Raw genomic sequence first — 13,017 nt, forward strand, 5'->3', positions numbered from 1 at the left:
AGATTATCTCTCAAAGTCAAGCTTATGAAAGTTGATTTCATCTCTCGCTTAGCAGCTGTCACGCTGTGCTTCCTCTTTATGTCACCGGACTTGTTCGCTTTGTCGCGCACTTTGTCGTATGGGATACCACACATGGAGGAGCAAACGAATTATGCACACGTCCCTCAGCTTCCTCTCGAAGTTGAGAAACCAGAGAATATGGAGTTGCTCGCGGAAGCGGGGCACGCCTATTTGGGTGGACATACGAATGATCCGCATAACCGTCCAGAAGACGATGTATTCCAAGTTGAGCTCGATGTAGAAGAAACGAAATATGCTTATGCCTTCTTAAAGTATGAGGCCTTAGGATTGGCGAATCCAGAGGATTTGCCGAAGTCCATTAATGGTAGCGAGGCCTATGGATCTCAAGAACTTGACATTGCTCCAGATTGGAAGGAAGCACGTGTGCGTATCGAGATGGACGACTTGCGTTCGGGTGTGAATAGCATTCGATTCATGTTGCCAGAGGGATTGCATTTCCCAGTGGAGGTTCGCAATGTTTCCTTGGAGTTGCAGGAAGAGAATCCAGAGCGAGTTCTTGTTCAAGACGACATTGTTCGTCGTCCGGCCAACAGCATTGACTTTGAGGTGTTGACTGAGAACGTTCGCTTACGAGGATATAAAGTATCACAAGCGGAAGCGGCGAGTATTCCGCGACACATTGTGAACGTAACTCGCCGTTCGTATGCGTATCACCTTGACGGAAGCGAGAGTCAGGGGTACCACATTGCGATTGGGGTGGATGCATCGAAGGTGCGATCTCAAAGTGAAATGAATGAGGTGCAGGTTTTCTACTTCGATGACCTGTCAAAGAGTTGGAAATCTGCCCACGTGATGAAAGTTGATCATGCTAACCTTCGCGTAGAGGCGATGGTTCCAGGTGAGACAGATTATTTCGCAGGTTTGATTCAGACGCCTGAAATGCCAGAAGCGGGTGCATTTGTTCCAACCAATATCTCGGATATTGAGCCAGCCAATCCTGCTACAGGAATGCGCCTGATTCAAGCTCCAACCGCAAACAGACAAGGATCAGCCAATATTTCATACCCACTTTGGGTACCTCAAGGCAGGAATGGGATGACTCCTCAACTCGCTCTTAACTATAGTTCAGACGGTTCAAGTGGCTGGTGTGGGCTCGGTTGGAGTATTTCTGTTCCTTCCATTTCGGTTGACACTAGATTGGGGGTTCCACGCTTCGACGAGAATCAAGAAACGGAAGGCTACGTGTACAATGGCCAAGAGTTGTTTTTGGAAGGTGGAAGAAGGCCTAATCGCGCTGACAATGGCGGGAATAGTATGTTGAGACAGTCAAATTCGACCAATGGAATCCGCTTCTTCACACGCACAGTCTCCTCTTATTCTGAAATAGTTCGTCATGGAGCAAACCCTGATGAATATTATTGGATTGTGACAGATTCGGACAACAAGAAGTTTTATTACGGCACATATAACGGCTCCGTGGTTTCTTCAAATGGAGTTCTAGCCTCTAACGAAGGTGTTTCTACGTGGTATTTAACGAAAGTTGAAGATAAGTGGGGGAATACAATGACCTATGAGTATGAACAAACGCCTCATTCGTCTAGTTCAACAGATTTGAAGTCTGATGGGATTTCAATGACGCTTTCGAAGATTACCTATACGGGCTACGCGGAAGATGCTGGAGCATATACAGTTCACTTTATTACTTCAACGAACAGGGTAGACACGAGGATTTCTATGAATCAAGGCTTAAAAGTTGTTGACGATAAGAGACTCGATCGTGTTGAAGTCAAATATAATGGAACAGACGTTGTCCACTATCACCTGAGATACAATCAAGATTATACCAAGGACCCAGTAGGAACTATCCCTGAATCAGATAGATTTTTTAAAACGCTTCTCACGGAAGTGGCCGAGCAACGTGATTTTACCGCAGGAGGTGTAGATTTCTATTCACATAAATTCGATTATCATAAAGGAACGTATGGTTTCAATTCTACTGAAGATTATATTCTAGAAACTAACCTGTCCGCGCCATGGTTGAACAATGCTCCGGAGTGGGCGCAGGAAATTCTTTCACCTATTACCTCTTATGTAGTTCCATCAGGAATTAATACGTCATTGACAGGAGGAATCTCGGGATCAGGCTCTGTGGGCTTAGGATTTCAATTGTTCCCAATTCCGAACAAAACCTCAACACTCTCCGCCAAATTTGGATTTTCTGGGGGGAACACTTGGTCGACAAGGATGTTTCAAGACGTTTCTGGTGATGGGTTACCCGATCTTATTTACAAAGGAAGAGATGGGTTTAACTACCGTGCATTAAATCGTAGGAGTGACGGTAGCTATTATTTCGGCAATAGAAATGACATTGAAGCGGAGCACCTTCAGAAATTCTCACAGCGAGGTGTTAATGTCTCTTTAGATTTTGTGGCAGAGGCTAATTTGCTTTACTACGGAAGTAATTGGAGTTGGTCCAGCAACGAAACAAAAGTTTCGATGACGGATTATAACGGTGATGGTGTTCTTGATCTCATTACAAAAACCGGAGGTGATTATCGAGTTAAATTCGGTCAACTTCAATCAAATGGGGACTTAACTTTTGCTTATTCAAGTGAGTCAACGCATAACCCTGTCTTAAAAGCGTCTGATGTAACGTTACCGGATTTTGAAGGTGTACCAACGAAAGCATTCGAGACCGTTAGAGTATGGGAGGCTTCCGTGGCTGGGACCATCCAGATCAGAGGTGCGGCAAGTATTTATGGTCAGAACTCTGGAGAGGTTCGGGTCGCCGTTCAAAAGAATGGCCAGTTTATTTATCCTGGTAATACTTTTGGCTCGAACGGAGCGATTGCATTTAAGACTGTTACACCTACCTCACCACAAGTCATGAGTTATGATATAGTGGTACAAAAGGGTGATCAGATTTTCTTTAGAATTCAAGCTGGAGAAGATGGTCAGCAAGATTTCGTTCAATGGAATCCAGTAGTAAAGTATACCTCTTCGAATCATGTAGATGGGAATGGAACCCAGTTTTGGTTGAGCTCATATAATGCAGGATTTCTATTAAGTGGTCGAGAACCAGTATGGTTTAACGGGGGTGATCAAGTGAAGGTGATTCCTGGTGTTCAAACACTGAATGCTGCTCTAGGGGATGAGCTTCAGTTGAAAATTGAATTGTACAACGAAGAGGGGAAGATTACGGAATACATTCAACAAGTGAATGCGGGATCGACAAGCATAGGGACCTCATTCAACTCAGCTCCATTCATCAATGCATATCATTCATTCAACGGCTCATTCGGAATCAATTCGTCCGATAAATTGTACATGGTTTTCAGTGCTTGGTCCACATCAACAGTTGATTGGAAGAGAATCAAGTGGAGACCCGAGATTCATGTCTTGGATGTATGTGCAGATTATCCGGATAGAAGCTATCCAGTTGTGGATATTCAAACGTATAACAGGATTAAGACATTGAATGGGCCTGTTGGCTTCTCACTTCCTTCCAATGACTATGAAGTATCAGTTGAATTGGATGATTACACGGCGTCCTCTCAACAGACTGAATTAGAGAATATTTTTGATGAGTTAAAGACCGACTACAGAGAGCTGGTTTACATGACTGTGAAAAGTGGTGGCACGGCAATCTCACACAAAGCGGTATCCTTTGAATACTACCATCAAGGGACGCATATTGTGAGATGGTATGACCTGAATCCTGATTTGTCAAAGAAGAACCAACTGTCTAACGAAACGTTTAACGGAAGTTCATCAGCCACATTTAATAGTGGTGATGTTCAGAACGGTGAAATCTGGATTGAATTCCATGGGAAAGGACCTTTTGCCGATGGAATAACGGATTATTTAAATCAACATGTCCGCTCCATCGGAGCATACTCCATGGAACGAGAGTATTTCTCTTTGGAGGGTAGTGTGAATATTTATTATCGCGGAATAGACAACCTACAATCCCAATATAAATATTGGGGGCAATTCGGTTGGGGAACTCCAGATGGAGAGGAAAATGTAGCAATTCAGCCAAGTGAGTTAATTACTCCAGCCATGGAGGAGCTAGAAAATGGGGCTGACTTTAACGACGAATCCTATTTAGCCAATACCACCGCAAACTTAGATCCGATGGATATGAAGTTTGTTCCAATGTTCGCTGCAAGAGGTGAGAAACATACCAATTTGAGAAGTTATCAAATCGACTATGCAAAATCTGGACAGACATGGACGTATAGCCTGCTAGATAGATGGAGTGTAATGGGATCTCATATTAGTGTCTTTGATGCATACGGAATGAGCTTTCCAGGTATTTATGGCGAATCAGAAGATGAAGCTGACGATTTCACTGTGCCGGGCGGGCTGGATCCTACATATACAGCTTTTGCAATGCCGAATCGAACGAAGTCATATTCGAAAGCAGAAAACGGCCCCGGAGGAGGATTCGTGAACACATCAACAGTCGTGAACGACCCATCAAAGTACTTCTCAAGGACAGTTGGATACTTCGGTGATTTGAATGGAGATGGTTTTCCAGATGTTGTTTCTGAGAATACTAATGGGAGTATTGATGTCCAGTATACGAATCCAACAGGCGGACATGTCAGTTCCAAAAATCTTACATCGATATCTGAACTCAATAAGTCGAATTCGGATAATTCAACTATAGCACCAAATGGAACGTTCATTAACAATATTCCCAAATTTGAAGAATTGAACCTTCCAAACGCATCCGTGAGTTTTGGTAGTAGCTTTACTTTGAATAGCCTAGCTGACATAAATGGTGATGGTCTACCTGATCAAACCATTGATGGAGTGGGAATTTCACTAAACTCAGGTTACGACTTTGATGCTCCAATTAACGCACCTTATGCTAAGTCAATAGCAAATAATTCTTCCTTTAGTTTTGGTGTTTCAAGTGCCTTAAAGGATATGTTTGAGGTTGTTCCAACTTGGGCCAAAAGCTTTTCAGCGGGAATCAATGTCAATTTTGTGGGCAACGATGCCAACACTTTCTACATGGATTTTAATGGCGATGGATTGCAAGACAGAATGGTCTTAGGTCAAAATAACTCAGCAAATCTGTTTATCAATACGGGTACAACATATCAATTGTATAATGCTGTCACCACTCAAGAAAGCTACAACCTTAGCCGAGGGATGGGTTTTTCTGGAAACCTTACAGGAAACTATGCTTTTTCGATACCATTTGGTCCCAAGATATCAGTAGGAGGAAGTGTTAATGGTAATCTTTCTGTTAATCGTGTTAGAACGAGCTTTGTTGACATGAACGGGGATGGCGACATGGACTTTATTCATAGCCTTGATAATGGGAACATGGCTGTGTATCTAGCCAAATCAGAAAAAGCTAACCTACTGAATACTGTAACCAATCCACTAGGGGGTACAATCTCAATAGATTATGAGCTTATTGGTAATAAAGTAGGTTACTATGATGCTGAAGTGAAAACGCATGTCTCAAACGACGATGTAGAGAAAGTGATTTGGGACATGCCTACAGCCAAGTGGGTGATGTCCGAAGTGACGGTTGATGATGGTTTTGATCTCATTAGCTCAGGATCAGCTGATGTAGATGGTACTGATGAGTATGTGACGAAATTCGCTTACGACGGAGGAATTAAGAATAGAAGGGAAAAGAATTTTGTCGGGTTCACCAGATTTGCCATTATACACCCTGATCAATTGGAAGGTGGGCAATATTATTTGAGTAATCCAAGTCCGAGTTACGGTATAGCTGCAAGGCGATTACCTGAAGAAATAGACCCTTCAATCGAGAATCAAGGAGGCGTATTAACGGAAATTAAACTTTTAGAAGTTAATATTCTGAATGTTGAAGTATTTAGCTCTCCAAATAGCCTTGAGCCACATGATATTCTCGAATGGACTTTTACCCAGAATTTGAAAGTAAAATCGCTCCAACTCCATAGGCACTATTGGGAAGAAACGTTTAGACAAGATCCGAATGATCCGATTGTTTGGTTGTTTGAACACATCGAACTAATCTCTGAGAATTCATATGATTACGAGTACCGTCAAGTAGACATCGCTTCTGGCTCACCTACAGCGGGTCAAGTCAAGCTTCAATCAAGCTCTCCTGTAGTTATTGAAGACCTGAGCACTTTAGGCGAAACTTCTTCGATTTTTCCAGCAGTTATATCTACCGAGGATGTGAGTTTCCCAGATATAAGTGAACGAACTAAGTATTTAGCTCACAAGTACGAGATTGAATACGATGAATACTTCAATGTTATTCGATACAAGGATTTTGGTGAGAGTCAACCAGGGGCAATTTCGAAAGTTCAAGTTGGTACTTACTCGTACTATGAGTATGAGTATAAATCACAACAGAATAGCTGTGATGAAATAGTGAACTTTGAAATATTGGAAGGTGCCGAGTATGCTCCTTTTGTTGGGTTGGTTGTTGAGAGTAATACTCCAGGATTCGACCCAGCCGTGGCGTGGTATATTCCAGAGCCAATTTCTGGATGTTTCGACCCTGCAGAGGTTCCTTATCCAAACAGTTTCTGTGTAGGCGAAGGCGATGATATTGAATTCACCACCGTCCATCGAAAACAAGTTCTTCGCGAAGTGCCAATTTATGAGTACAACTATGCAACAGTTTATACAGGTGCTCTCATAGCTGAAATGGAATACTTCGACCCTACAAACGCTAATGGCAGAACTTCAGCTTTAAGAGAGCATAAAATTTACGAGGGTTCTACTGCTGGCAACCCGATTCGTCATTCTGAGGTCGCTAGCCTTTGGAGCAATGGGGCAATAACTAATGCAGCTCCTTCAGAACTGCGTCAGTACTATGGGACCGGCACCAGTGACTATTCGGTTACAGATTTGGAGTATGATGAATACGGAAATGTCGATAAAATCACAGGCCCGCCAAATACAGATGGAGTCAGAGCACACAGAGTATTTAATTATGACTCTGGGCTAAATCAGTTCGTAACAAGTGTTCAAAATCACATAGGTGAGACCGTTTGTAACGTCTATGACTTTGGACCACAGCAACTACTGCAAACAACGGGGCCGAATGGACACCCTATTCGGTATGCATATGATGAAAATGACAGATTAGCACAAGTATGGGCGCCACGCGAGTTATATGACGGCACCCAAGGTCCGACCGTCTCATTCGAGTATTATCCATACGGAAAATCAGGATCAAGTGTCACAAACCCAGCACCTGTTGCGATCACTTATCATAACACTGGGAATTCTGGGACAACTGTTGAGTTCAGGGATGAGTCGAATTTGGATGAGTATTGTTCGACTTTACACGCGATTCCTAGTTCTACAATGGCCAATTCTGTCGGTACTGCAACTTTTGTTGATGGATTGGATCGTCCTATGCAGGTTAAAACCGAGGTGGATGTTACCAACTCATTCGGTGGTTCATCTGAGCGACTTAGAGTATCTGGAATTGTAGAGTATGATAGGTTTGGTCATGTCGTGGCTACACGACAAGACTTCCTCTCAAATGAAACGCCCGTCGATTTGGGTAACTTTATCTGGGACGTAAGTTCGAGTGTTTCTCCTGTAATTGGAACTTCCACTCATGACTACGCCGGCCGTAAGCAAACAGAAGATGTCGCATGGTCAGGTACAGGAACTTCAACACCAGATATGACTACAATTACCTATGGGTACTATTGGGCCTCCGATTTGGGATACACGGAATACTCTGGTAAGGATTACTTTGCTCAAGAAGTTTCTCAAGATGGAACAAGTCAAATTAGCTACAGTGATTCTAGAGGTAATGGAATCGCAACTAAAACGGATGATGGGACGAACCATATCCTAACACAATTTGACTTTGATAATCTTGGCCAACTATTGAAGGTCGTAACTCCAATGTCTCAGACTGGAGCTCCAATTGAAGTGGACTACGTCTATGATATGTTCGGTAGAGTCTTGTCGGAAGATCATCCTGATAGAGGCTTGTCAACAACAACTTATGACAAGGCAAGCAATATTCTTATCACCACGACACCTGAAGGACGTATTGAATATGAGTTTGATCAATATGGCCGAATCGAGAAAAAATTGTTCAAGGAAACGGTCGCTCCTTACGATCCATCAATCTCCTCGGGACTATACGATGTGCTTTATGAATATGGGGCCGCGGATGGAAGTGACAGCAGAAATGGTGTTGGAAGATTAATTCGTGCGACTCAGGGCTCAACGTCCAATCCAGTATTGGTGGAAGACTTTAAATATGATGAATTGGGCAACACCACTTGGAATAAGAGAGAATTCAATATTCCTAAAAATGGCGCTGAGACGTTTATCACTCAGAGTTTCTATGATTCTTTCGGCAGGGTGTTGAAGTTGAAATACCCAGATGATGAGTATGTGAATTATAGCTACTCTAACCTCGGAAGTCTTCGAAGTATTACGACCAATTTCGCCTCGATGCCAAGTGAGTCAATTATTGATATGATTCACTATGACGGCTTTGATAACATTACAAGGATTGAATATGGAAACGGTACGAGCACAGACTTTGAGTACCACGAATTCACTCGATCACTGATGATGAATAAGACTGAAGCCAAGGCAAGTAGTGGAACCTTCGCTCAAGTGCACCAAAAAGAATTCACATATAATTCTCGTGGATTAATCACCTCTGTTGATGCTGAGGTTGATGAGATGATGTTTGGAGCGTCGAAAACTCAAGTCTATACATTTGATTTTTCGTACGATGACTTCAATAGACTTACTCAGGCAGATCTCACGGATAAGACTAATTCTACTCATTATTCCGCGTATAGTGTTGGAACAAACTTCGATGCGGCGGGTAGAATCACCTCAAAATCTTCTGCTGTATTAAATCCAGGGAATTCGGATTTGGTTGCCACAGGCACTGGGATGGACTACACAAGGACTTATACTTACAGTGCTGGAAGTCATCAGTTGTCTAACTTGACAGATCCAAATAACGTGGCCTGGCATCAGAATCTACAGTACAATGATGCTGGCTCGATTGAGAAGATTGAAGAATGGAATGCTGTGACTAGTTCCTATGATGAAACTGTGTTTGTATGGAACGAGCAGGAACAGTTGGTAGCAGTAAGCGATCCAAACTCTGGTATTCATCATTACGTGTATGATTACAACGGGACCAGGATAATGAAGTCTTCGTATCTTGAAAGTACATTATCAGTGGACGATCAAGATGTAGGTACAAGGACGAATTTGGATCCATATTCGCTTTATGTGAATGAATATTATGTGAGGAAGAACTTCGCAGATGGCTTCCAGAAAACGAAGCACTATTACATGGGTATGCAACGAGTTGTATCCGATATTACTCTTCAAGAAGTCGCTCCGCCAGAAGGGCCAGGAATGAAGAATGAACTCAATGATACTGAAACGTTAGACTCTTCAATTGAGGAAGAAATGGGGAGTGCCGGGGCAAATAATCCTGTTATTGACCACCTCGTTCACGTTCTTGCTGGGCTTGGCGAAATAGAAGGTGAAGATTTCGTCATCGAGGACTTAGTAAAAAGTGAAACCTTAGAATCTCAATTCCCACAATTCTCCAGCCAATCAGAATCGGCGAAGGTCGGACATTATGCAGGCGAATGGGAGTGCTGTTTCGAAGGCGTCAGATACTGGTACCACCCAGATTACCTCGGCAGTGTAGACATGATTACCGACGAGAGCGGAACAGTTTATCAGTACTTCCTTTACAACCCATGGGGTGAAGAGCTTAATAGCTACTCTCAGCCGAATGGTGAGTTTAGTAGTCCGTATAGGTTTAACGGTAAAGAGCTTGATGAGGAGACAGGATTAGCGTATTATGGGGCGAGGTACTACGACAACCAATTGAGTATGTGGTTGAGTGTGGATCCGTTGGGTATGGATGAGTCCAATGTGAGTAAGACACCATATCATTTTTCTTCAGGTAATCCGATTATGCGATTGGACCCAGATGGTAGAAAGGACGTGATATTTAATGAAGATGGCACTTATCGAGAAACGATTAACGACAACTGGTGGCATAATTTGTGGAATGGGACCAATGGTATTGTTAAGAATTCTGATGGTGAAACAATGATGGAGTTTAAGTTTAATGACTCTAAAGATGCTGAACGCTTTCAGCTTGATCCTTCAGATAAAGACTATTTGGAAGGAATTGATATGGACAATGACATTTCAGACTTGCGCGACGAAATTGTTGACTCAAGAATTGAAAATATCCAGAACAGCACTGATGGTCACTTTAGTGTCTTAAGGGCGGTGTATGATGAATCTCTTTCAAGTGGAGCCCTCGATATGAAAAACGAACCAGATGCTTATAAACTACATATAATTGATGGGGTAGGATATAATGACTATGACGCTGGAAATTGGCTTTGGGGATACGCAGTTTCTAAATTAGGCGTTTACTATTGGGAAGCTAAATTAGGCTCTGAGTTTAATGGTTTTTGGAATGGTAAGTTACAGAATGACCAATACCAACCAGGTGACTTCTTTCTCAACAGGATTACGATAACTGGTGATTCTGCCGCAGATCAAAGAGCAATTAGGGCGGGTCATAGAGCACATAATCGAAATTAAAAGTAAAATGAGTTTTTCATTAAGTCTGTTTTCTTGGCAATCGTTGGTTTTATTATTGCTGATGCCCAGTGGTGATTGTTATGATGATTGTTTGAATATGATGACAGGATTCAATCTAGACAGAAGAGGAGAGAATTTGGTTATTCTTTACTTCGATGAGGGAAATATCTCCTACAATACTTTGGATAAAACTTATAGTGTGAGCAAATCTTTTCAAAGAAATCTTGACTCTATTAATTATCTACAAATCGAAGACAGTTTGGATTTGACAGTAAATTGTTTCTTATCCACAGAATACAGAAAAGTGCGTTCTGTCAAGAATTCAGGGTTCATTGTCGCTTACTCCATACAAGCAACTTATATCTACGTTTATTCGCCAAGTCTGATAGACGAAGATAAGTTAGAGTGGATTAAAGATAATTCGACTCTTGAGGATGGTTGTTTTCGACTTCATGATAGAGATCAAGTTTTGTTTCAGGAGCAAGATTGAACGCTATTTTGCTTCCCAGTGAAATCGTTAAACCTTTTCATTACAAAGCCTATAGGGACTGTGGCATTTTCAAGCCTTAATTTCGAGTCTTCTCACTAGATGGTCTTAGGTTAACCTAAAGGAAGAAGATGAGAAGGAGTATATAGAAGTTGCTATCGAATACTATTCGGTTTCTATCTGATACAGAGGCAAGTACTATGTTATCAGTGGCAATACAACTCAACTTTTAAGTCGAACACCACTGAACGATTTTCTTTTAAAGAAAACCGGGCTTGATTGGGATGAAGTAATAGAGCCCCGGGCCACCCTGGACGATATCGACCCTAGTGTAATTGATGCATTTCGTGAGGAGGCCATGAAGGCCAGCCGTCTTCCATTTATAAAGCAAAATACCAGTCTGGAGAAGATTCTTAGATACCTTCGTCTTTTGAATGATGATGGCCATTTAAAACGAGCCGCTGCATTGCTGTTTGGAAAAAATCCTCGAAAGTACTTCATGAGTGCCTTCTTGAAGATTGGCAAGTTTGGTGAGTCGGTGAGAGCGGAACTCGCCTCCATGTACCCATCCAAAAATATTACATTATCAATTATACGTTAACTCAATATTCATAGGACTTCGGAATATCTGTCGATACCGAGATGGTATTTTGCTTCTCCCAATAAATTCGGGTTGTTCTAGCCAATCATGAAATTAGCTGAAACAAAAAAAGCAACCCTCTCGGATTGCCTTTTTTTAGTGGAGATAGTCGGAGTCGAACCGACGACCTCTTGCATGCCATGCAAGCGCTCTAGCCAACTGAGCTATACCCCCTCTTTGCTGTTGCAAGGACAACAAAAGTAGTGGATTCAATGTGAAGCGCCGTAATTCATGAGGGCTTTTTTCCAACGAGCTTCGGTCACCATTTCATCAAATTCTGATTTGCTGCCTTCGGGATTCAACCCCTCGATTGTTTCTAAGATTGCCTGACAACTCTCATATGTAGATATCTGAGGATAGACTTTCCTGATCTCACTATGTTTGCGAAAGAATTTCTTCGTTAGCCGAATTCGGCCAAATCTGAGCCTGACATATTCTGCAGCTTCCAAACGAGCTAGAAGGTTTTGCAGTTCCAGGGCAGATGGGCATGATCTATCATAGGCATCAAACCACTTGATCATCCCACTCAAAGAAGCACCTAATCTAAATATACCCTGCTCGCGTCTAATACATTCTAGAATGACGAGTTCAGCTGTTTTTGTGGTTTTCATTTTGAAGTCCCTAGTCCCTTTTTGATCAACTTTTTACCCCAAGCATAATGGCTCGAAGTAGATGATGTCAGGTACGCTCCCAATGATGTCGAGCCGGTCCAGAAGTAACGCTTCTTTTCAAACAACTCGTCGCTCGAGTATTGCAGAATAATTGAAGTAACCGCGTCATGTGAGCGCTTGAGTTTCTGTAGAACGTGTTCCAGATCTACATCTTGGTAGTCATTCCAGATTTGCCTGTTCAATTCTGAAGTTGTTCTCCACGTGTAACCCTTTGCTGGCATCTCCGGCTTTGTGCCCGACATGCCCTGTTCGTGCCAATCCAACATCAGCAAATGCCAATGATGGATATGTGCCAACACATCCCGAATATTTCGATTCATCGTACCGGGTTGAAACTCCGCGTTTCGGCGCTCCAAAGGCATAGATTCAATCATTTCCATCAACTCCCCAAAAGCCTTTTCACTAGCCTTTAAAAGTTCACTTTTCGTGGTTGGACGTGGCATATCAGAAAGGTACGAAATTGATAAAATTAACCCTCGGGCTAAAGCCACGAGGCTATACTAATTATCCCCTCCGGGGAATGGCGTTTGGAATGCCCGGCACGCGCTAAAGCACCGTGCCTATTGCTGGGAATTACGGCGTATCAATCAATC

4 protein-coding genes and 1 tRNA gene are annotated in these 13,017 nt (G+C 42.5%); 2 read left to right on the forward strand and 3 right to left on the reverse strand.

The genetic code is table 11. From position 1 onward, the window contains the following. Positions 1-24: 24 nt before the first annotated feature. Both F8C67_RS13645 and F8C67_RS13650 read left to right on the forward strand, forming a co-directional pair. Positions 25-10,626 carry a SpvB/TcaC N-terminal domain-containing protein gene (locus tag F8C67_RS13645; RefSeq protein WP_151668421.1) on the forward strand — a complete coding sequence of 3,534 codons (10,602 nt, stop codon included), beginning with the start codon at positions 25-27 and terminating at the stop codon, positions 10,624-10,626. A gap of 7 nt (positions 10,627-10,633) precedes the next feature. Beyond that, positions 10,634-11,116, forward strand: a complete 483-nt coding sequence (locus F8C67_RS13650) for a hypothetical protein (RefSeq protein WP_151668422.1) — start codon at positions 10,634-10,636, stop codon at positions 11,114-11,116. A 737-nt stretch (positions 11,117-11,853) separates the two neighbouring features. Here the strand turns inward: F8C67_RS13650 and F8C67_RS13655 are convergent. From F8C67_RS13655 to F8C67_RS13665, 3 genes are all read right to left on the reverse strand, one after another. Then, positions 11,854-11,927, reverse strand: a tRNA-Ala gene (locus tag F8C67_RS13655). Between the two features lie 35 nt (positions 11,928-11,962). After that, positions 11,963-12,364: a hypothetical protein gene (locus F8C67_RS13660; protein ID WP_151668423.1), complete on the reverse strand. Its 402-nt coding sequence runs from the start codon at positions 12,362-12,364 to the stop codon at positions 11,963-11,965. Next, the gene (locus F8C67_RS13665) at positions 12,361-12,867 is read right to left on the reverse strand and encodes a ClbS/DfsB family four-helix bundle protein (RefSeq protein ID WP_151668424.1); all 507 of its coding nucleotides are present in this window, start codon (positions 12,865-12,867) and stop codon (positions 12,361-12,363) included. The genes F8C67_RS13660 and F8C67_RS13665 overlap by 4 nt, the downstream gene beginning before the upstream one ends. Positions 12,868-13,017 lie beyond the last annotated feature (150 nt).

This window comes from Phaeocystidibacter luteus (genome assembly GCF_008933115.1).
GTDB classification, from domain to species: domain Bacteria; phylum Bacteroidota; class Bacteroidia; order Flavobacteriales; family Schleiferiaceae; genus Phaeocystidibacter; species Phaeocystidibacter luteus.